Here is a 22,126-nt window from a genome sequence, read left to right on the forward strand (position 1 = left end):
CTGGCAGAGCGTACCCGGAATTCATGAACATATCATGACTCCGGTTACGTCTGCTGGAAGGGGCTTTTTATTGTTTGGGAGGAAACTTACATCTGGCAGGTTAGCTGAAAAGGCAGCCGGATGTTCGCTTATACCGGGACCTCGCGGGTGCTTGGTTCCATCGGGGAGCTGCAGAGCGGACACGGCTTCGAGGTCAGGTGATCCTCTGCCCCGCCCGCCTTCTTCCGGGTCCAGCCCGGACAGGCTTTGCCGGTGCATTTCCAGACCGGGACAGTATGCGTTCTCACTGCGGCTGAACCCGGGGTGCTGCTGCGGGTTATAGGCGATCTGCCTGCGCTGCTCCCTCCGGCGGGTGGAGCCGGTGCCTGCGGGCGGGCCGCCGAGCGGAAGGCCGCGAGCATGAAGCGCGAGACCTCCGCCTTCTTACCCCGATGCCGGGCGGGCGAGCTGATGAACAGCTCCTCCTTGGCCCGGGTAACGGCTACATAGGCGAGCCGGCGCTCCTCTTCCAATGCGGCAATGCCTGCTTCAGCCGCGGCTCTTGCAGCCGCCGCACTGATCACCTTGACCGAGGCCTTCGCTGGTTTGCGGTCCTTCGAACGGTCCTCCTCCAGAGCGGAGCTATGCGGCAGAATCCCTTCGGAGGCTCCGATCAGGAAGACTACGGGGAACTCCAGTCCCTTGGATTTGTGGATGGTCATCAGCGCCACCCGGTTGCCTTGCTCCTTCAGCCCCGGCTGCCGGTTCTGCTCATTACGCTCTGTTACGTTGTCGATGAATTCGAGGAATAGCGGAATCGTGGCGAAGCGCTCCGCCGAGGACTCCAGCTCATCCAGCATTTCCTTCAGTGTCTCCCGGTGCAGCGTAGCCTGATGGCGCTCGCTGCCTTCGATGAAATAATCGTAGAATACTGTGCGGATCTGGCGGATTGCCTGCACTGGCGTCAGCTCCCGCAGGCCGCGGATCAGGTCCAGCCGCTCGCGCAGCTTGACGCCCTTGAAATCCTCCATGCCCGGCATGGACAGCAGATGAATCAGCGGGCCCTGCTTCGCCTGCACCGCCTCCATGCGCCGGATATACTCCATCCCCTTGTCCCGGTTCATGTAGAGTGTCGGCAGAATATTCTCCATGGCGGCGAAGTCGCGGCGGTTCACCGACAGGCGCAGGTGATCCAGCACCGGAGAGATCAGCCAATGCTCATACAACAGCTGGCCTTCACCATAATCTATATAAGGAATATCGTGCAGCAGCAGCAGCTCCAGGACCGCCCGGTTGCTGCTTGTCGCGCGGTATAACAGGGCGAAATCACGGAATTCCCGGGTCCCGCTCTGAGTCTCACGCTCAATATGCTCCACAATCTGCGAGGCCTCGTCATCTGCTGTAAGCGGACGCAGATAACGGGGCGGCAGGCCGCTGCTGCGGGCTGCCTGCAGCGTCTTGGCGCGGCGACGTGAATTATGGCGGATGATACCGTTGCCCAGCCCGATGATCGCCGGTCCGGAGCGGTAATTGATATCCAGCGTAATCACCTTGGCCTGCGGATACAGCTTCTCGAACTCCAGAATGAACTCGCTGCGGGCTCCGTTGAAGGAATAGATCGTCTGGTCATCGTCGCCGACCACCATCAGATTATCCTGCGGAGCAGCAACCATCTTCACCAGCTCATATTGCAGCGCATTCGTATCCTGGAATTCATCGACCATCACATATTGATACTGCTGCTGCAGCTCCCGCAGCAGCGCAGGCTGTTCACGGAGCATCTGGTAGGCGAGCAGCAGCACATCGTCGAAGTCGATTTTGAAATGATCGGCCTTCCACTGCTCGTATAGAGCCAGGATAGCCTTCATCTCCTTCTCTGCCTCGGTAGTCTCCGGCAGCTGTGCGGGCAAGCCCATGTTCATCTTGCAGGCGGAGAGCAGACTGAGCAGATTCTCAGGAGGATAGGCATCCTTCGGCAGTCCCAGCTCGCGCATAATCTGCTTCAGCAGAATATGCTGACGGCGGGTCTCGCTGAAAATATCCTGCCGCAGCCCCTGCCGCCGCAGGAAATAAAGGAAGAACGAGTGGAACGTACGCGCCTGCAGGCGCGCAGCATCCCCTTCGTTCACCCCCGGTAACAGGGTGATCCGTTCGCGCATCTCTGCCGCTGCTTTGCTGGAGAAGGTCAGCAGCAGCAGGCGTCCGGGGGCGATGCCGCGCACAGACAGCAAATACCCGGTTCTGCAGATCAGCACCGAGGTTTTGCCGGAGCCGGCTCCAGCCAGTGTCAGCAGCGGCCCCAGATGATGGCGCACCGCCGAGATCTGCGGGGGATTGAGCAGAATGCCTCCAGCCTCCAGCCGCCTGAAATAAGCCGCATCGCTGTCCCCCGGCTGCACCGTCTCCCGGCTCGTCCGGGCCGAGGCTACCTTGGCCTGGGGTATATTCTCACCGCTGGCTCCCAGCGGGATATTATGAAATAAGAGCTTGTTCATTATGTTCACCTTCGTATGTTTCTGAATGCATAATCAGTCCTGCGGTTTTGGCCAGTATACACTATACCATTCTGCACTCTTTTCTGCACGAGGCTATCTCCCGGATGTATTCAGCTTGGCAAGAAGAGAATTCACCTTGCGCTCGTACAGCCGCGGCTGATCTTCCTTGATCTCCTCCAGCAGGAAGGCCAGACACTGCCGGATTCTAGGAGGCATGCGCACAGCGATCTCAGCGTAATCCCTGCGGTAAGTGTCGTCCTGGAGAATTCTTTGATTCAGCACAATCGCCCAGTTGCGGGCATGCTCCAGCATTTCCGGCAGTGATTCCAGCAGCTGGGTCAGATACATCTCCATTTGGATACTCTCTACAAAATGAACAAGGCTGAACATCACCTCTTGCTGTTCCGTATCATCATCGAATACTTTGAAGATCTGGTGAATGACGGCATCCTCCGTATCACCGGCCAGACCCTCCAGTGCCTGATCGAACTGCTCGCATTCCAGCTCGGTGCGCAGCAGCCGGTTCTCATATAGCCGGGCAATCCCGGGGTATAGGTGGTTCATAGAGTAATTCCTCCCAGCAGAAAATAACGCCATTTATCATAAAGTCCATTTTTTGACAGATAAGGCTAATATATTGGACAAAGGACTAGCTGATTATAACAGATGTACAAATAGAAGTAAGGTATGGAGGGATATTATGTTTATTCCGGTACTTATGGAATTAACCAATGCCGAACGGTTAACGCTTATTCTATATCTGGCACTCAACCTGGGAGCCATCTCATTATGCCTCTTCCGGCGCTCGGGAACCGACCGCCGTTAGTAAACAACAGCCTTCATTTGAAGGCTGTTCTTCTGTCCAGAAGATGCCGCAGCCCTGCCGCTACACCATTCTCCGTATGGCTTAACGTAATGAAGTCGGCGGTCTGCTTCAGCACGGGGGCGGCATTCCCCATGGCAATCTTGTACCCCGCCATCTCGAACATAGGCAGATCATTGTAGCTGTCGCCCATCACCGCCACTTGCTCCGCAGGAATCCCGTAATGGGCAGCGAGCATGCTTACACCGGCACCCTTATTCGCTTCCTCATGGTTGATCTCGATATTGTTGACATGCGATGCGGTAATAATCAGTCCGGGGATGGCGGCGAACCGCACAGAGGCTTCCTTCAGCAGCTCACGGTTCAGCGAGAAGACCAAAGTCTTATAAATCAGATTCTCTTCCTTGCTCCAGACGTCCTCCATCTTCTCCACGTAGGTTACAGCTGCCTGCTGGAACTGCTGATCGACCATCGCCTGGAGCAGCCAGGCCAGTTCCTCGGGAACCTCAGTATCCTTATGAGTAGCCAGCTTTTCCAGTTGTACCCGCTTGTCGAGCTCAACATATACGTTATCCTCAGTGTATACCTCGTAATACAATTCAGGAATTTCATTCAGCCAGCGCAGCGCGGGAATAATATTCTCTTTATTCAGCGGAGTGCTTGCCGCCACGCTCCGGTCAGCCAGCGTGATTACAGCACCGTTAAGACTCACCACAGGGCATTCCAGATCAGCCAGCCGCAGCTGCCGCTCAGCGTCCATGTAGGAACGGCCCGTAGCGATAATCACGATATGGCCCAGGCGCTGTGCTTGAAGAATAGCCTCTTTGTTCTCGTTGCTGATTTCACCCTCCGCATTGAGCAGTGTTCCGTCCATATCCAGTGCAATAAGCATGTGATTGTTCTCCTGTTCTATCTGTTTATTGTAATTTCCCCTTCAAGGGCGCGTAGGCTTTGCCTGAAATATAAGAATTTATATGTTTCACACGATAACTTATCCTTCTATTTTTCGGCCGTTTCCACTTGTATTTTATCATTATTTACTCGGAAACTTAAAATTAAAGTGTTCATCTATAGTATTTACAGAACAGTTCCCTGCTGCATGCAGCTTGATGGATTTTCAGAAAAGAGTGCTCACGTGGTACAATGTAAGGCAGACCTGTAACCTGACAGCCTGGTTCGTCTTCTGCATGTGCAAGAGATGATGACCGGGATGCAAGCGGCATGGGGTCGCTATGTAAGGGGGAAAAGATACTGATGAAATCCAGAAATTTAGCTACGATCTCTCTGGCTATTATGGCCTGCGGCTTTCTGTTCACCTTATTTCTGCCGGAGAATCTTGCAGTTATTCTGCTAAGAGGGGGATTCGAGGCAGGTCTGGTCGGAGGCATCGCCGACTGGTTTGCCGTGACGGCGCTGTTCCGCCATCCTCTGGGCCTTAGAATTCCGCATACCTCGCTGCTATTGAAGAACCGGGATAAGCTGATCCAGTCCCTGATCTCTGCGATGGAGAATGAGCTGCTGAACAAGGAGAGCATTGAGAATAAGCTGCGCACATTCAATATAGTCTCGCTCGGAGCTACCGTGCTGACCCGGTTCTTCTCCAGAAAGAAAGCGCGGCAGGAAGTGCTGGAGCAGCTACAGGGCTTCGTACTGCGGCTTCCGGTAGAGCAGGCCGTTCCGTATATTCAATCGGCAGCGGCAAGCTATCTGCGTGAAGCTAAGCTTGGAGTCGCAGCAGATACCATCGCCACCAGCCTGATGAATGAGGGCAAGGACATTGCAGCCCTTGATTTTGCGCTGGAAGGGATCTCCGCCTGGAGCGGACGCCCGGAGACGCGGGCCATGCTGGGTAAGATTGCCAGTGAGAAGCTGGCCGAGGTTAAGCTGGGCGGACTGAAAGGAATGGCCTTTCAGGCCTTCGTCGGGTTCGTGGATGCCGATATGCTGGGGGAAATGCTCCAGGGTATGGTGCAGTCTACGATTCGTGACTTTAAGGAAGAGGATAGCCCCTACCGGGAGGAGGTCATCCGGGAGATCCGGGTGGCTCTGTTCCAGCTGCTGAGCGATGAAGAGCGGATTGCCTCGCTGAAGAATTGGGCGCTGAATGAGCTTCAAGGGGAAGCGGCCGCCGCATTTGTACTGCAGCAGCTGCAAGGGCTGCGCGGCAAGGCGGTTACGCTGCTGGAAGAGGACCGGGGCCGTGGCGGACGCAGGCTGTTCTCGCTGTATGCCGCGCTGGTCCGGCGGGTTAGCCAGGAGAAGGAATGGATTCAGACATCGGAGGACCGGATTCGCGGTACACTAATCTCCTTCGTGGAAGCTAATCATTACCGGATCGGGCAGCTGGTTAAGGAGAACCTCGATCAGATGGATGATGCCGCTCTGGTGAATATGCTGGAGGAGAAGGTTGGCAAGGATCTGCAGTGGATTCGTGTCAACGGGGCCGTTTGCGGCTTTGTGGTCGGGCTGGTGCTTACTGTCATCCAGCTGATCTGAGATTGATATATCAGCAATTCATAAAGGCAGCAAGGCAGTCCCCGGTCGTCCGTGATGACGGAGAGCGGGGGATGCTTTGCTGCCTCTTTCAAAATATAAGGAGTTATATGTTTCACACGATAACTTATCCTTCTATTTCTCGCTGAAACGGTACCTTCCTTTAAAAGGACGGCGAAGCTGTTTCCACTTGTAGGCGCGAATATAGCAGAGCGAAGACACTCTATAGCTGGTTCTTGCCGTTGCTGATGGTGAAGACCTCCTGTACCGGCAGGACAAAGATTTTGCCGTCGCCGAAGGAGCCATGCTCACCAGATCTAGCTGTACGCATAATAATGCTGATCACGTCATCCTTGTCTTCATCCTGAATGACGATCATCAGCAGCTTCTTGGAGATTTGATTGTAATGGTTGGTTCCAACCTGAATACCCTTTTGCTTGCCGCGCCCGAGCAGATCCATTTTGCTGATGGAGGGGAAGCCGGCCAGCAGCAATTCGGCCATCACGTCATCCGCCTTCTCAGGTCTTACTATAGCTTTGATCATTAACATAACGATGCACCCTTTCTACAGCGAATAATAGGTTGTAGGGGGTTGCCAATATCTCGGTGGATTACTGTGCAGTGCATTTGTTTAATGGCAACGCTTACATGTGTAGTATATTATTAACTCTCGGCTGCATCCTGCGAGAAGGATCACAAAATCCATATGACACATTGTCGCATCCTGACTGGGTTACAGTTAGAGGCTGTCCGCCATCCAGAAAAATATCGCAAGGTAAAGTGTTATGCCCCTTCGTTAACCAGTGGAACCCTGAATAAGAAAGCCTCCTCTGGTTAACGTGATCCCGTCAGCTTCAAATAAATATTCTCAAGCAGCTCTGTGGTATGCTGCCACTCATACATCAGCAGCGCATCACTTCTGCCTTGTAGTCCGATCCTGGCGGCAAGGTCGGGATTGCGGCCGATCTGCAGCATACGGCTGGCAAAAGCAGCAGGGTTCCTGTACTGCTTCACCAGAAAGCCGTTACGGCCCGAATCGATAATCTCCCGAATTCCGCCGTTGCTGGAGGCAATCACCGGCAGCCCCGAGGCCATCGCCTCCACATTCACCAGCCCGAAGGCTTCATGCTGCTGGGAGGGGCAGATGAAGCAGTCGGCAGCCTGATACATACTGTGGATATCCTCATGGGGAATATTGCCGAGAAAAGACACCTGTACGCCCAGCCGCCGGGCAAGGGCTCTCAGCTGCCTGAGGTACGGCGGCTTCCCCTTGCCCGCGATCAGCAGCCGGGCGGGCATATGCCGGTTCAAGCGGTGCATGGCCCGGAGCAGCACAGGCACTCCCTTGCGCGGAATGACCCGGCCTACGAACAGGACCGTGAAGCCGGGGCCAAGACCATGCAGCGTGCGCAGACGCGCCTTCTCCTGCACAGACACAGGGGTGAAGCGCGACAGGTCTGCCCCCAGAGGAACCACGTGAAGCTTGCTGCGGATGCCGGGGAATCTCCGGGTAAGCCGCTGTTCCAGGGAGCTGCTGTTGGCCGTGACGGCATCGGCCAGGGCGAGGCTGCGGGCAATGGCGGGCTCCTGGGGCACGAATGTGAGAGAGTGAAGGAATATCATCACCGGAGTGCCGGGTGACTGCCGCTTCACAGCCGCCGCCAGCCGTGGCCGGTTATCGATCTGAATAAGATCGAACGCCTCGGCGGCTTCCAGGAATGTAAGAACGGAGCTGCGGTACCTGGAAGGGGTGCCTGAGGGCAGCCGGATGAACCTGACCTGCTCGAGCTCATCCGTGTCAGGAAGACCGGCAGCTCTGCGGCTTAGGACGGTTACCTTATGTCTCTTGGCCAGCCTGCGCGCGATATTCCAGATGCAAATCTCTACAGAGCCGTCCCCGGGAACCGTGAACTGCTCCGGTGCAATCATGCAGATGTGCATTGTAGCTGCTCCTCCCGCTGCATAGTAGATAGGGTTCTTAACCTAACATATGCGTTCAGGCGTGCAGAAGACACAGGAGCAAGCAGGGAACGGCCGTCTGCGGCCTAGCTGCCCGTCTGTTTAAGAGTAACGGCAATGACTCCGGCAATCGTTTGCTCATACTCCAGGATCTTCAGCTTTCCCGCCGCGATCTGCTTGTACCCGGAGACCATAGAAGATAAGGATTGTCCGGCCAGAGCCGGATTCTGCTTGCGGATAGCCGCTTTGAAGTCGCTCCAGTCTGCTGTTAGCCGCTTGTTCAGGGCAGAGACTGCGCTTTTCTGCGATTTGATTAGGCCTTGTGGCCTGTCAATGCCGGACAGGGTCTTGCGGGCAGCGGCCATCCGGCGCGTACGGGTATCCTTGGCGGCCTTGAGCAGCGCTTCCTTATCGCGAATCTCCTGGCGGGCTATCTGGACCAGCAGCTTCATGGCTTCCGACTGGGCCTTCAGGACGGAATTCAGCGTCTTGTCCTTCAGTCTCTTGAGCAGGGAGATCCGCTTGTTCAGCGCGCTGTATTGATCGAACAGCGGCTGATAACGCTGCTTGGCACTGCTGAGCGCGGCGCTCAGCTTGGTGATGGAAGCCTGGTCCATATTCTTGATGGACTCCCGGACTGCATTCAGCGCCTCAGTATTCTGATCATGAAGAGTCCTGATCTGCACCTCCCGGCTGTCATACCCGGCAGACAGGACGGTTAACTCTGTGAACTGGCTCTTCATCCGGGCGCGGGCTGTGCTGTCCGCCTTAGCAGCAGTCAGGTCAAAGGAAGCCTGAACCGATGAGGTAATCACCGCCGCCGCTGCCGAAGCCGGACCGGCCGGGAAGCTTAGGGCAAGGGCAATCAAGACGGACAGCAGCAGACAACTTGGCTTATACAGATTGTTCATTAACATTCCTCCGCTTGTCTTCATGTCCAGGAACACAAAGAAAGCACCCGCAGTAAAGGCCAACAGGCCTCTATTACGGGTGCTTCCGGCGTAATGAGTCACGAAGATAGTTTTGCTTTTAAATATAGGGATAACCGTATATTTTGTCAATAATTTCAATTTTAACTTTTAGAAATCAAGGGCTGGGCTTCCATTTCATTCTGTGACAGTCATAGCGTATACTGTGAAGGTAGAAATGGCAGATGAAGAACAGCAGAGGGTCTGCGGAAGCGAACGCCAGCCCGGGATGAAGGAGGTCCTATGTAATGGATAACTTGGCTAGTAATAACAGCATTCTCGATCAAGCCTTCGAATTATCTCCGGTGGGGATGGCGGTATTGTCTCCGGAAGGAGGCAGATGGATGAAGATTAACCCTTCTTTTTGCAATATGCTGGGCTGCACTGAAGCTGAGTTTCTCTCAGGGACTCTATCGGGGGCGGGCCGGGAATTGCACGAGCAATTCTCTATTCAGCGAATCGGGATAGAGCTTGCACAACAGCAAGGACAGCATCTCCAGATAGATCAGCGGTTCTCCGGCCGTGACGGGTATCCGTTCTGGCTCTCCCTGACCTTCATTCCGGCGCAAGAGGAGCTGTCCGGCCAGACTGTTATTGTATATGCACAGGATATAACAGACCGCAAAATTGCAGATCAGCTAACCGTAGACAGCCGTGATCTGTACAATTTATTCATAAAAGACGATCAGAGCATGATCTCCTTCTCCCTGCCGGACGGGACGATAACGTTCATATCACCGTCCTCCTACTCCCTGATCGGGTATCATCCGGAGGAGATTATCGGCAGGAACCGCGCAGAATTCTATCACCTGGACGATGTTGAGGCTATCAACAGCTCCGGCGGTCTGCTGAAGAACAATATCTCCAGCCGCCGCCTGCGCCATAAGGAGGGTCACTATCTGTGGTTCGAGACCTCCTTCCATGTGATTCGCAATGAGAAGGATGAAATCACACGGATTATGGGAATTGGCCGTAACGTCACCCGGCGCAAGCACAGCGAGGAGGCCCTTGCGTCCGCTCAGCGGGTAGCCAGAATAGGCTCATGGGGCTGGGATCTGCTAAAGGGTAGAGTCACGTTCTCCGATGAGCTGCGGCGTATTCTGCAATACAGTGTGGAGACAGGCCATGTGAATCAGAATGCCTTTCTGGCACTGGTCCATTCGGAAGATGTTCCGATTCTGAGGGAGGCCGTCGAACGGGCTAGGGGACTGGGGGAGCCGGGGAATACGGCTTTCCGGATGATTCTGCCGGATGGGGAGGTCCTGATGGTGCATGTCCAGTGGGACGTTATCCCGGGACCGGAAGGCAGGCCAGCCCAGCTGTTCGGCATGATGCAGGATATTACCGAGCGTATGCATATGGAGGAGCAGCTGCGGGAGAGTGAACGGAACTTCCGGCTGATGTCAGAGAATTCCCTTGACCTGATCTCACGCCATGGGATAGAGGATAGCATCTTCCTGTACTGCTCGCCGGCCAGCCGGTCGCTGCTCGGCTATGAGCCTGAAGAGATGATCGGCACCAGTGCCTACGATTATTTGCATCCCGATGATCTGGAAATGATTCTGAATCAGATGGCGGAGAGCGAAGATTCTGGATTGATTCCCCCGGCGTCCTACCGCTATCGCCACAAGAACGGTACCTATGTCTGGTTTGAGACGAACAGCCGTTATATTTTTGATGCGCAGGGCCGGAAGACAGAGATTATTGCGGTAGGACGTGACATTACTGAACGCAAGCAATTCGAATCGAAGCTGCAGGAGAATGAGCAACGATACAAATCCCTGTTCGAGTATAATCCGGCGGCGGTGTATTCCATGAATCTGCAGGGGGATTATCTGACGGCGAATGCCAATCTGGAGAAGCTGAGCGGCTACTCGCTGGAGGAGCTGCTGGGGAATTATTTTGGACCGCTGGTCGCTGGCAAAGATATTCAGAAGACGCTGCATCATTTCACCCTTGCCAGCCAGGGGGAGCCGCAGAGCTATGATCTGACGCTGATTCACAAAGACGGGCACCCGGTGGAGATCAATACGATTAATATTCCAATTGTTGTAGATCATCAGGTGGTAGGGGTGTATGGAATTTCCCGCGATATCACAGATCATATCAGGTACACGGAGCAGATCGAGAAGCTGAGCAATGATTACACTCTGATCCTCAATGCCGTGTCCGAAGGGATATTCGGTCTGGACAACGAGGGGAAGGTCACCTTTATTAATCCTGCGGGGGCGCATATGCTGGGCTTCGAATGTGATGAGATTACCGGGCAACCTTACCTGTACCCTATCCAGCAGACCGCGCTCGACGGCAACCATTACCGGCCGGATGAGTCTCCGCTGATGCGGGCAGTCCGGGCAGGAGAAGCCCATCAGAGTCTGGATGCGGTGCTGTGGCGCAAGGACGGCTCCAGCTTCCTGGCAGAGTACCAGGTTACCCCTCTGTTCGACAAGGGTGAGCGCAAGGGTGCGGTCGTTGTCTTCCGTGATACTACAGGGGAGAAGGAGATTATCAGAGCCAAGGAGCTGGCGGAGAAAGCCGACCAGGCCAAATCGGAGTTCCTTGCCATCATGAGCCATGAGCTGCGTACACCGATGAACGGAATTATGGGTATGACCGATCTGCTGGCTGAGACGGAATTGACGGAAGAACAGCGGGGATATGCGCAGATTATCAGCGATAGCAGTGCATCCCTGTTATATATTCTTAATGAAATTCTGGATTTCAGCAAAATCGAGGCCGGTAAAATGACGCTTACCCACGAACCGGTAAGTCTGGCGGAATTGCTCGACAATATTACGGAGCTGTTCATGCCGAAGGCCCGTGAAAAGAATATAGAGTTGTCCTGCCGCATGGCTGCGGATGTGCCGGAGCTGATTATGGGAGATGCGGCCCGGCTGCGCCAGGTGCTGGTGAATCTCGTCAGCAATGCCGTGAAATTCACCGAGACGGGACAGGTCTCCATTCTGCTGAGCAGAGAATATAGCAGGGGCCGCAGGAAGCTGACGCTCAAATTCAGCGTGGCCGATACAGGCATTGGCATCCCTCCTGAGAAGCAGCCGCTGCTGTTCCAGTCCTTTTCGCAGCTGCACCCGTCTATTAACCGCAAGTATGGGGGAACCGGACTGGGTCTGGCGATCTGCAAAAAGCTGGTGGAGCTGATGGGCGGTGCCATCACTGTGGAGAGCGTAGTCGGGGAAGGATCTAATTTCTATTTCATCCTGCCTGTAGATATAGAGCTGGAACCGGAAGGCGTCTGGGAGGATACGGTGATCGTCTCTGAACCAGCGTCGGCCTCTGAACGGATTAGCAGTCCGGAAGAAGGCGAACCCGCCTCTGAATTTGGGACTCTGCGTATATTGGTGGCGGAGGATCATCCGGTGAATCAGAAGCTGCTGGTGACTATGCTGGACAAAAGAGGCTATGCCGCCGATCTGGTCGATCATGGCGAAGCGGCGGTGCAGGCAGTGCTCCGTGAGCGGTATGATCTGGTATTCATGGATGTTCAGATGCCGGGGATGAGCGGGCTTACGGCAACGGCCAGAATCCGCGAACAGGCCCCTGCTCCGCACCAGCCGTATATTGCAGCCGTGACAGCGTATGCCAGAAAAGAGGACCGGGAGCGCTGCTATGCGGCGGGCATGGATGACTTTGTCAGCAAGCCGTTCCTGGCTGCCGATATTGACCGGGTGCTGGAGCATTGCAGCCATAGGGTATCTCTATGAGCCGGAAGCCTTCCGGGGAGCGCCTGAAGGCGAAGGCGTATACACAGTGGGAGACAGGCGTAGCCTCGCCTTCCTCAGCCTGCGGGCCGGCGACCATGGCCGCCCTCGTGGAATATTGGCATTCGCATAGGGGCCGGACGTTTATTCCGGGTACCCGTCATTTTGATTCCATGGCCGCGCATATTAACTACATCTACGCCCATCATGGCGGGACGCCCTGGGGCATGAGCACACGCAGCTTTGTCAGAGGCCTCCGGGCTTACATCGGCGCAGCCCTGCCGCCTTTAAGTAACCGCTCCGGCCTGATTAAGGTATCCGTGTTCAATGATATCGGGCGCTACCGGGCCGAGATTGATGCCGGGCGTCCGGTCGCGCTCAAATTCGACAAGTGGTTCAGCCTCCGCTGGCGCGGAAGATATGCGTATGATTATCATTGGGTGCTGGGAATCGGCTATGAGGATGAAGAGGACGGCTCCTGCAAGCTGGTTGTCCATGACAACGGGGTGCGGCATCCGGGCGGCGGTTATACTCCGGGCAGAGAACGGCAGATCTCTTATTCAGCGAATAAAAGAATACTTACGATGGTATCGCTCAACCTGCCGGAATCTCCAGATGTGCAGTAACAGACAAGCAGGAGATAGTAGTGCATCAGATTTAAAATGCTGGAGTCAGGGCTCCCCTTTGCTGGAGGAATCGGTGCAACGAACGGAGAGAAACTCCTATTCTGGAAGGAAGCCACCTTTAGCAAGTAAAGAACTCCTTGGAGTAAAGAGACAGGTATTCAGTTCGTAGCGAACCATATCAGAGATAAATGTATTCTATGCAACTAAAAACAGTGAGACGGGTGGACTCCCTCTTCTAATTGAGATACGGTTTAACAACCTTATCCATCCTTTTAAATCTCATGAGCTACTAGTCTGCTTCAAGATAGTGGCCGGGCTGGGGAAGGATATCTGCTGTGCCCCGGCTTTTTTGAAAGATAAGAATGTATATGCTTCGCCCTATCTTTATCTTTCTCGCTGAAACGGTACCGTCCTTACAAAGGACGGCAATGCAGTTTCCACTTGCAGCGTGTGATTCAAACGTTTGCACAAACATGGTGGTTAGGATAAAATTTCATATAGAGAAAAACAGAGTTGAATAAATACTTGAAATTGTGCCGTATATTTAGTTAAGGGTAAAGGAGGCGGTATGCCTTGTCAGTACAGAAGGAAATGAAGGAACCGATTGATTACGGGGACCCGGCGGCTACCAGCGGAATCTCCGTCTTCGACCGGAGTTTCGATGAGCTGTTCAGCTATGACGGTGAGGATCTTGGCCTAACCTATTCGGCGTCCGGCTCAGCGTTCTGTCTGTGGGCCCCGACGGCCCAGGAAGCGGAGCTGGTGCTCTATCCATCCTGGAAGGATGCTGCGCAGCAGCAGATTCCCATGGTGCGTGACGTCCGGGGAACCTGGAGACTCAGCGTTCCGGGCGATCTGGACGGAATGTTCTACACCTATAAGGTGCGCATCGGTGATCTATGGAATGAAGCAGTGGACCCGTACGCCCGCGCGGTCGGCGTGAACGGGGACAGAGGGGCTATACTGGATCTGCGCAAGACCGATCCCGCGCGCTGGACGCAGGATAAGCCGCCGCTTGCGGACCCGGTGGATGCGGTGATCTATGAGCTTCACCTGCGTGACTTATCGGTTCATCCTGCCAGCGGGATTACGCATACAGGGCAATACCTGGGTCTTGCAGAAGCCGGCACCCGGGGTCCTGAGGGCATTGCCACCGGTCTTGATCATATTGGCAGTCTCGGTGTTACCCATGTGCAGCTGCTGCCTATCTATGATTATGCAACAGAGAGCGTAGATGAGACCCTTCTTATGGAGCCTCATTATAATTGGGGATATGATCCCAAGAACTACAATGCTCCTGAAGGCTCTTATGCGTCAGATCCGTATGTTCCGGGCCTGCGCATCCGGGAGCTGAAGACGATGATTCAGGCACTTCATGACCGCGGCCTGCGTGTGATCATGGATGTGGTCTACAATCATGTGTATGACGGCTTCCGCGTCAATTTCACCAAGCTGGTCCCCGGCTATTATTTGCGGTACAAGCAGGACGGGCGGTTGTCGAACGGCTCAGGCTGCGGGAATGACACTGCCTCTGAGCGGAAGATGATGTCCCGTTTCATCGTGGAGTCCGTGTTGTACTGGGCTAAGGAGTACCATATTGACGGCTTCCGTTTCGATCTGATGGGACTTCATGATGTAGGAACCATGAATGAGATCCGCTGCCGTCTGGATGAGCTGGACCCCTCGATTATGACCATTGGCGAGGGCTGGGTGATGGATACGGAACTGGCAGAAGAGCTGCGGGCCAACCAGCGTCAGGCCAATGAGATGCCGGGCATCGGGCATTTTAATGACGGCTTCCGCGATGCGGTGAAGGGAAACATATTTCTGCATGACCAAAAGGGCTTCATCGGCGGGGGGATCGGCTTCGAGCGCAATGTGAAGACAGGCATTGCCGGAGCAATCTATTATGGGCCCGGCCTTGGACAATACGCCCAGGAGCCGCAGCAGAGTGTGAACTTCGTGGAGTGCCATGACAATCATACATTGTGGGATAAGCTGGTCTTGTCTACGGCTGGAGCAGAAGACGGGCAGCGCCGTGCTATGCACCATCTGGCCTCGGCTATGGTGCTGACGAGTCAAGGGATACCGTTCATTCATGCCGGGCAGGAGTTCCTGCGGACCAAGGATGGTGTGGAGAACAGCTATAAATCGCCAGTGGAAGTGAATTGGCTGGACTGGGAACGCTGCGCGGAGCATGCTGAATCCGTAGCGTACATGAAGCAGCTGATCGCGCTGCGCGCGGCTCACCCCGCCTTCCGGCTGCGTACCGCAGAGGAGATCCGTGACCATCTGGTGTTCGAGGACGCACCGATGCAGGCGGTGGCCTTCACACTCCGCGATCATGCCGGAGGAGATTCTGCGGAGCATCTGTACGTTCTGTACAATGCCAACCCGGACGGTGCAGCCCTGAAGCTGCCCGAACTGGGAGCATGGGGCATTGTATTCGGCGAGCAGATCAGCGGGCTGGAGGGCGGCATTTTAACTGCTGCTGGAATAGGAATGATTGTACTTGCTGTAAACTAACTGATAGGTATCGCGATTATAGATAACGCGTCGAAGCAGGCTGCCGGGGCAGTCTGCTTTTTGCTGTGGCGGAAATATGCTTAATGTATGCTGAAATGACAGTAAGCAGCCAAACCAGTAAACAGAGGACGGTAAGTATCGGGAACAAGCTGATCTCAAACATAGAACAGCCAAGACTGTTCTGAACGGCTATAAACATTATGCCAATCAACCAAGCTATGCAGCCTGTATGCAGGAGCTGACGCTGTTTGCCGGGCAGTAGATTCGAATGTTCCAGCAGCCAGGCGGGTAACAGTAGGGTTTGGAGCGAATGGAGGCCAATTCCATGTAGTACAATATAATTGCCTCCAGCTCCGAAAAAACGGCCTTGTAAACTCATCATGATCAGTCCTGCGAGATTAGCTATGAATACCGACAGCAAGGCATAACGGATACCGATGATAATTACAGGGCGCGATAATGGAGCCTTCATTTTCAGAAATTGGACAGTAAGCAGGATGCCCGAGATGACAAAAGAAAGAGATACGACGCCAAATAAAGCTCCCGCAAGGATATCCACCGGTCCGCCGGCTTTAGAGAAACGGGGATTGAAGCCCCGGAAATTCTGCAGGGTTTCAATTACATAGCTGTATGAAGCAGCAGCGATAAGAAGCCGGCGAACCACTTTTCTCATGCGAACGGTAAAGCCTGCAAAGGGTAAGATCGCAGCAATGGATAACAGAAAAATTCCTAGTGCTGCTGCAAACGAGAATACATTTTTAATATTACCCTCCGGCAGAACAACTGCTCCTTGAAAGAACATATAGACAGCAGCACATCCCGCAATAACAAACCCAAGCAGTCCAAGCATAACGAGCGCTTGTTCACGCTTGAAAATAGATACGGCAGATGTCATCAATTCGTTGAACATAGTAGGCACGGTTCGATCACACTCTCAAATTTATTTATCAATCAATAAATAATTATCAAAAATAATTGCAAGCAGTAACAGATAAGATTTATCCGTTTGCTGCTTGCCCCTGATTCAATTCTTAGTCATTAGTATGGATTGTTTTATTTCTGATAAATCAAGCACCTCGGATAACGTGACCAGCAGCCCCATACTCATAAAACGGATCGTATTTTCTTCCGCATTGGGTAACCCTGCTTTCTGAAATTTGGCAGTCACTTCATCAAAAATAGTCTTATAGAGCTTAGCAGAATGTTGTTTGATCCCCGCTTCCGAGATGGTATAAGCCTGCATAACCATTAATACTTCGGAACGGTGTGTCTCCATTAAGTTGAAAAAACTGCTGCCCATCGCGCCAACCAACTGATCAGCAGGTGCCTCGACTTCCATAAAAGTGTCATGAATCCGATCGTAGGCATGTTTTAACACTGCTACATATAAGTCTTCTTTGTTGTCAAAAAAATGAAAGATGTAGGGCTGTGTAACTCCCGCTGATTTAGCTACCATGGCGGTTGTTGTCCTGTAGTAGTCATTTTCTGCAAATAAGGTCAAGGCACTTTCCATAATTTTTTGCTTCTTATCTTCCTTTGCTGCCATTGTGATCAGTTCCAATCATTTATTTATCGTGCGATAAATAAATCATATAAAAGTATGATTTTTCTGTCAATCCCAACTGATGGTCTAATCTTATTATTGGTGCAAAAAGAGCGGACTATCTCTTCGATAACCTGCTCTTTTTCTTGATTATTAGGCCATATCTGAGCAACAAATTTAAAATGGTAGAGTCAGGGCTCCCTTCTACTGGAGGACTCGGTGTTATGGACTTGACGGATGAGCTCATATTCTGGAAGGTGTAAATAATGCATTCAGTTCGCAGCAAACAACGAGAGTTAAATGTATTCTGTGCAACTAAAAACAGTGAAACGAGAGGCTTTCCTCTTCTAACTGTATTCTGTACAACTAAATCTGCCACGATGGACGGAAATCCAGATATAGAGGCATTTTAATTGCACGAAATACAGCTAAACAGAGATTCGGCGGCACATAGGGCGATTTAGTTGTACAAATTACAATTAAGCCTCACACTTGCACACTAAACGGGGCGCGATAAACCCTCAGCAAGCCATTAGTTAAAGTGATTTTCACAAGTTGAAATCTGATGGGCTACTAGGAAGGTGGTTGAAAGATACTTTGAAGCACGTTCAAGGCTGTGCGCAACTCGCTGGGGCTTCGATCAATCAGTAGCGCAATGATGGAAGACAACTGCTCGTTATTAGGTTGGTCTACCAAGAGCATGGAGAACAGATCTGTTTGGCATGCATCCGCTATTCGATGCAGCGAGCGGACGGTGACATTACGTTCCCCTCGCTCGATGGCTCCGATGGTCGTGTGGCTGGTCCCGACCAACTCAGCTAATTGTTCTTGAGTCAAGTTTTGACTGAGTCTGCATTGGCGTACCAGTTGTCCGATGCGTACTAATGTGAGGGAGTAATCCACTATGTATTCATTCCTTTCAGAAGACTGCTTGACTAAAAGTGTAGGTAAGAAAGGGATAAATAGGCAGATGGATATATGATTGAAATCAGGAATGAAATACACTTTATATGATTGAATTTATTTTATAAGATGTATATATTAATAGTTATCATTCATATAACATGTAACAGCGAGAGGCGAACCCTATGTTTCTTCTGATGATTGAGTTTTTCTTTAACAAATCACCCTGGTTTCTGGTAGTTTTAATCATTTAAATAGTCACCAAATTGCATTGTTGACCACCGTTCGATTAAGAACTACTATAATTAATATGAACATCCTAAAATATGGGTATTTCATGAAAGGGGATTGTGTCTATTTGGATGTAGAACAATCAATACGTCAGATTTTGTTGAACTACATGCGGAGCAAGAAGATGAACTACGCTCAATTTTCTGCATTCTCTGGAATTAATTCTGGATCACTTAGCCGGATACTCCAGGGGAGCAGGCCAATCTCTGTTAGGCAGTTAGAATTAATTACAGGTGCGCTGGGATTAGAGGAGGACGCTCTGTTTGATTTATATGTAGAAGAGTGTTTTGCTTTTTTCGCATCGATGCGTAGAATACGTCCGTTTATTATCAAGTGTGCGGTTCTAGGGCGTCTGGATTGTATTGAGCGGATAGTCACGCGGTTACTTGATAATTTGTCTTATGTTCCAGCGCTGTTTGATGTTGCTGAAGAACTGTTTGCTAGTAAGTATCATCAAGCTGCAGCATTGCTCTATGATAATGTGAGTAAAGCTGAAAAATTTCAGCATTCCGAGCGGTTGGCGTTTTGCCGTTATCGCTTATTTTTAGTTGAGCTAGGTAATGATTTGGAAAAAAACTATAGAGCAGCGATGGTATTTGAAGATTACGTGAATCGGTTGCATGAAGCCGATCAGTTGGAAGCACTAAAGTGCCTTATTGATGTGCTGGTTACTGTACATAAGTGGAAAAGGGTAGATGAATTAGCTGAAGAAATGCTTCGGATTTCTCAAATCCAGTATGACTTACACAACGTTAGAGAAAGTGAAAAGAAGTCTGAACGACCAGTCTACTTCTACATCTTTTATGCTTGGCTGGTTCGTTCCGCTGTATGCGAAGAATATAAGGATTACACTGGAGCATTGCAATATGTCGCTTTATATTCAGAAGGGAGGTCTTGGATACGTGAAGATGACGAGGAAGCTATATTCCTTATGAATCAATTCGTTGAGTGGGGTAAAGCCAATACATATCTGTATCGAATATGGTCTGGTGAAGCTGAGGCAGTATATGATTATGCTAATTTTGTGGCCGATCATCCGGAAGAAATCTTTGTTGCTTTGGGTAACATTGTTCAAGCGGCGAATCAATTTGGTTTCGACATTGATGACATATTGGAGCGGTTTAAGGCATTTATTCCATTTCAAGCTATCGAGGGTCAATACGGCCAATATAACAAATCAATTTTAGGAGAAAAGTATGCTCAGTTTTTAAGTGACTTGGGTGTTTATAAATTCAATAAAAGCCCGGAAAATCCGGACAATGCAATTAATCTTATATTAGAAGGATTGGATTTTTCTATTAATATAAAAAGTGTACGGAATATGATCACCTGTATGACTCTTTTTGAACAATATCGTGATCATGCGGATCAAGAAGCGAAAAGGATATTTAAAAAACTTGTGAGTGAGGTGCATCGAATCAATGCGGAAAAAAACATGGTTCCTCTTAGTTTCGTTTAGTTGTCTTGTTGCTACTGTGGCTCCTGTTATGACTACATTAACCACAATGGGGCATGGCGTTGGCTGGGGCTAAGATATTACAACTTCATCGGTTTGCACAAAAAAAGCTTTCTCCTGAGAGAAAGCTTTTTGTATATTAAGGAGGCAATTTAAATTTGTTTCAACCATTATTAACAATAAATGGAGAGTTGTCATCTGAGTGTTGTGCAATTATTTGACATAAAAACCTAAAATATCACAGAAAGGAGATGTTGCTTTACGATGAAAAAAAGCATGCTCATACAGTTACGTATTGAACGTGCCAGGAATCGCCTTCATGCTCTTACAACAAAGCACGAGAATTTTCAGCATCCGGCTGTAATCAAGCAATCAATGGTATTGGATGAATTGATTAATCAGTACAATTCGATAGGTGAGCAAATGAAAAAGCCGATTGGGTGAACAATCGACTTTTGGGCGAGAAACTTTGTCGGGTTCGCTCGCCCCTTTAGTGTATCAGATGATTCCGAAAAACGGGACATCAAAGTCCAGGAATAAGATTCATTTTAAGCGTCCTTTGGAGGAAACTCTCCAAGGGGCGCTTTTATGTCAAGGGTTTATCCGAGCCTGCTTTAGCACGGAAACCGCCCATAAGCCCGCTTTTAATATAAATAGTATTCCCACGTAAAAAAACTACTTCATCTGTCGTAGTAATTGTGCTAAACTGAACTTAATTACTACGACAGATGAAGTAATAGGAGGCAGGCAATTGATCAGCAGTGATGTGATTAGGGGATACAACGACACGATGATCCTCTACATGCTTCTGGGCGGGGAGTCTTACGGCTATGAGATTTCCAAGAATATACGGAAGCTATCGGATGAGAAATACATTATGAAGGAGACCACACTCTATTCGGCATTCACCCGGCTGGAGAAGAACGGTTATATCGATTCCTTCTATCTGGATGAGACATTTGGCAAAAGACGCACCTACTACCGCATCACTCCCCTGGGCCTGGCCTACTACCGGGCAAAATGCGAAGAATGGCAGGTAACGCAGGAAGTTATCAACAAATTCATAAAGGAGCTGTGAGGAACTTGGATACCATCATTGGATACTTGAACAATATGTTCGCATCTTTGCCCAGAACAGAACAGATGTTTATGCTGAAGCAGGAGCTGCTTGGCAACATGGAGGAGAAATACCATGAACAGAAGAGTGAAGGGAAGTCGGAGAATGAGGCGGTCGGCATCGTCATTTCCGAATTCGGAAACATTGATGAGCTGGTAAGCGAGCTGGGGCTTGGAGAGGTTCGTAAGGAGGAAGGACTAGGGCTGCCCATGTTGGATGAGCTTGCTGTAGAGGGATTTATCGCTGCCAAAAAAAGATCCGGCCTGCTCGTAGGCTGGGGTGTAGGGCTGATTATGCTAGGCGCTGCTCTGCTTATCCTGATCTCAGGTCTGGGGGAGAACGGGTTCATGGACTCTGTATTCTCTGAGGATGCGATGAGCATGATCGGGCTGGTCTCCCTGTTACTGCTCCTCGTTCCTGCTATCGCGTTATTCATCTACAGTGGCACGAAAATGGAGAAATACAAATATTTGGAGTCCGGGTTCAGTCTGCCGTATCCGCTGGAGGCATATATTGAGCAGAGACAGTCGGCTTTTGCCGCCACCTATACGCTGTCGCTTATCATGGGGGTCTGTTTATGCGTAGTATCGCCGATTGCCATCTTTGTATCTGCTGCGTTCGGAGATGAATACAGCTCCTACGGGGTAGCCGTTCTATTGATTATGGTGGCTGTTGCCGTGTTCCTCTTTGTGTATTACGGGAATATCCGGGGGGCTTATCAGAGACTGCTGAAGACCGGGGATTTTAGTGAAGCGAAGAAGGAGGAGGACCGGTTTGTCGGTGCGGTTGCCGCTGTGATCTGGCCGCTGGTTACTTGTGTTTTTCTGGTGAGCGGTTTTGTGTTCGACCAGTGGGAGATCAACTGGATCGTCTTCCCGTTAACTGGCATTCTGTTCGGGGTGTTCAGCTCGGTCTACAATATGTTCAAGAAAAAGGATGCTGCCTGAGTCTGCTGTGCACGATTTGCCACATAACGTTAACACAAAAGGTGATATTGCTCATGTTCCCTCCCTGCGGGTAGGTGGTAATATGAAGGCATTTATTCCCCTTATTATAACCGTGCAAGAGCCTGTACCGGGGTGATATGAAGCCCCGTTATAGCCTCTTGCTTCGCTGCTTTACAGTGACAGAATAACGGACGGTGACAGAAGAGTGTGTTTCTTTTTGGAGCCGGGTGTGGGCATGAATGCCGTCTATTACCTTTCGGCGGCCAATCAGAGAGACTCGG

The 22,126-nt window shown here is 51.3% G+C and carries 18 protein-coding genes; 9 read left to right on the forward strand and 9 right to left on the reverse strand.

Annotated elements, in window-relative coordinates; genetic code table 11:
• Positions 1–128: 128 nt before the first annotated feature.
• Both MKZ07_RS25310 and MKZ07_RS25315 read right to left on the reverse strand, forming a co-directional pair.
• Complete coding sequence (locus tag MKZ07_RS25310; RefSeq protein WP_036695580.1) at positions 129–2,474, reverse strand: UvrD-helicase domain-containing protein; 2,346 nt, start codon at positions 2,472–2,474, stop codon at positions 129–131.
• A gap of 93 nt (positions 2,475–2,567) precedes the next feature.
• Positions 2,568–3,038 (reverse strand): Imm30 family immunity protein, encoded by a 471-nt coding sequence (locus tag MKZ07_RS25315; RefSeq protein ID WP_036695581.1) that lies wholly within the window; start codon positions 3,036–3,038, stop codon positions 2,568–2,570.
• A gap of 136 nt (positions 3,039–3,174) precedes the next feature.
• Here MKZ07_RS25315 and MKZ07_RS25320 point away from each other — a divergent pair, with 136 nt between their 5' ends.
• Entirely contained in the window at positions 3,175–3,300 is a 126-nt protein-coding gene (locus MKZ07_RS25320) for a hypothetical protein (protein ID WP_256707949.1), read from the forward strand.
• A 13-nt stretch (positions 3,301–3,313) separates the two neighbouring features.
• Here MKZ07_RS25320 and MKZ07_RS25325 read toward each other — a convergent pair whose 3' ends face one another.
• Positions 3,314–4,189, reverse strand: a complete 876-nt coding sequence (locus MKZ07_RS25325) for a Cof-type HAD-IIB family hydrolase (RefSeq protein ID WP_076161721.1) — start codon at positions 4,187–4,189, stop codon at positions 3,314–3,316.
• A 362-nt stretch (positions 4,190–4,551) separates the two neighbouring features.
• Here MKZ07_RS25325 and MKZ07_RS25330 point away from each other — a divergent pair, with 362 nt between their 5' ends.
• Positions 4,552–5,793: a DUF445 domain-containing protein gene (locus MKZ07_RS25330; protein ID WP_036695583.1), complete on the forward strand. Its 1,242-nt coding sequence runs from the start codon at positions 4,552–4,554 to the stop codon at positions 5,791–5,793.
• Positions 5,794–6,013: 220 nt separating this feature from the next.
• Here the strand turns inward: MKZ07_RS25330 and MKZ07_RS25335 are convergent, their stop codons facing one another.
• The 3 genes from MKZ07_RS25335 to MKZ07_RS25345 form a co-directional block, all read right to left on the reverse strand.
• Positions 6,014–6,340 (reverse strand): P-II family nitrogen regulator, encoded by a 327-nt coding sequence (locus MKZ07_RS25335; protein WP_036695584.1) that lies wholly within the window; start codon positions 6,338–6,340, stop codon positions 6,014–6,016.
• Between the two features lie 284 nt (positions 6,341–6,624).
• Positions 6,625–7,731 carry a glycosyltransferase family 4 protein gene (locus MKZ07_RS25340; protein WP_036695585.1) on the reverse strand — a complete coding sequence of 369 codons (1,107 nt, stop codon included), beginning with the start codon at positions 7,729–7,731 and terminating at the stop codon, positions 6,625–6,627.
• Positions 7,732–7,835: 104 nt separating this feature from the next.
• On the reverse strand, positions 7,836–8,660 hold the full coding sequence (locus MKZ07_RS25345; protein WP_156949643.1) for a hypothetical protein: 825 nt from the start codon (positions 8,658–8,660) through the stop codon (positions 7,836–7,838).
• A gap of 305 nt (positions 8,661–8,965) precedes the next feature.
• On the opposite strand from MKZ07_RS25345, the gene MKZ07_RS25350 reads away from it, so the two are divergent.
• From MKZ07_RS25350 to pulA, 3 genes are all read left to right on the forward strand, one after another.
• Positions 8,966–12,439: a PAS domain S-box protein gene (locus MKZ07_RS25350; protein WP_063829031.1), complete on the forward strand. Its 3,474-nt coding sequence runs from the start codon at positions 8,966–8,968 to the stop codon at positions 12,437–12,439.
• Positions 12,436–13,062 carry a C39 family peptidase gene (locus tag MKZ07_RS25355; RefSeq protein WP_051493578.1) on the forward strand — a complete coding sequence of 209 codons (627 nt, stop codon included), beginning with the start codon at positions 12,436–12,438 and terminating at the stop codon, positions 13,060–13,062. The genes MKZ07_RS25350 and MKZ07_RS25355 overlap by 4 nt, the downstream gene beginning before the upstream one ends.
• A 573-nt stretch (positions 13,063–13,635) precedes the next feature.
• Positions 13,636–15,588, forward strand: a complete 1,953-nt coding sequence (gene pulA, locus MKZ07_RS25360; RefSeq protein ID WP_341028405.1) for a type I pullulanase — start codon at positions 13,636–13,638, stop codon at positions 15,586–15,588.
• Between the two features lie 16 nt (positions 15,589–15,604).
• Here pulA and MKZ07_RS25365 read toward each other — a convergent pair whose 3' ends face one another.
• The 3 genes from MKZ07_RS25365 to MKZ07_RS33655 form a co-directional block, all read right to left on the reverse strand.
• Positions 15,605–16,498 (reverse strand): hypothetical protein, encoded by an 894-nt coding sequence (locus MKZ07_RS25365; RefSeq protein ID WP_036695587.1) that lies wholly within the window; start codon positions 16,496–16,498, stop codon positions 15,605–15,607.
• A gap of 114 nt (positions 16,499–16,612) precedes the next feature.
• Positions 16,613–17,134 carry a TetR/AcrR family transcriptional regulator gene (locus MKZ07_RS25370; protein ID WP_036695588.1) on the reverse strand — a complete coding sequence of 174 codons (522 nt, stop codon included), beginning with the start codon at positions 17,132–17,134 and terminating at the stop codon, positions 16,613–16,615.
• 570 nt (positions 17,135–17,704) lie between these two features.
• Positions 17,705–18,136 (reverse strand): helix-turn-helix domain-containing protein, encoded by a 432-nt coding sequence (locus tag MKZ07_RS33655; RefSeq protein ID WP_442792445.1) that lies wholly within the window; start codon positions 18,134–18,136, stop codon positions 17,705–17,707.
• 256 nt (positions 18,137–18,392) lie between these two features.
• Here MKZ07_RS33655 and MKZ07_RS25375 point away from each other — a divergent pair, with 256 nt between their 5' ends.
• The 4 genes from MKZ07_RS25375 to MKZ07_RS25390 all read left to right on the forward strand — a co-directional run bounded on the left by MKZ07_RS25375 (position 18,393) and on the right by MKZ07_RS25390 (position 21,845).
• Positions 18,393–19,784, forward strand: a complete 1,392-nt coding sequence (locus tag MKZ07_RS25375; RefSeq protein ID WP_341028410.1) for a helix-turn-helix domain-containing protein — start codon at positions 18,393–18,395, stop codon at positions 19,782–19,784.
• Positions 19,785–20,045: 261 nt separating this feature from the next.
• The gene (locus tag MKZ07_RS25380) at positions 20,046–20,225 is read left to right on the forward strand and encodes an aspartyl-phosphate phosphatase Spo0E family protein (RefSeq protein ID WP_036695589.1); all 180 of its coding nucleotides are present in this window, start codon (positions 20,046–20,048) and stop codon (positions 20,223–20,225) included.
• Positions 20,226–20,532: 307 nt separating this feature from the next.
• Positions 20,533–20,859, forward strand: coding sequence for a PadR family transcriptional regulator (locus MKZ07_RS25385; protein ID WP_036695590.1), 327 nt, complete (start codon positions 20,533–20,535; stop codon positions 20,857–20,859).
• A 5-nt stretch (positions 20,860–20,864) separates the two neighbouring features.
• Complete coding sequence (locus MKZ07_RS25390) at positions 20,865–21,845, forward strand: permease prefix domain 1-containing protein (RefSeq protein ID WP_036695591.1); 981 nt, start codon at positions 20,865–20,867, stop codon at positions 21,843–21,845.
• Positions 21,846–22,126: the final 281 nt, after the last annotated feature.

Source organism: Paenibacillus sp. FSL P4-0338 (assembly GCF_038002365.1).
Classification (GTDB): domain Bacteria; phylum Bacillota; class Bacilli; order Paenibacillales; family Paenibacillaceae; genus Paenibacillus_AQ.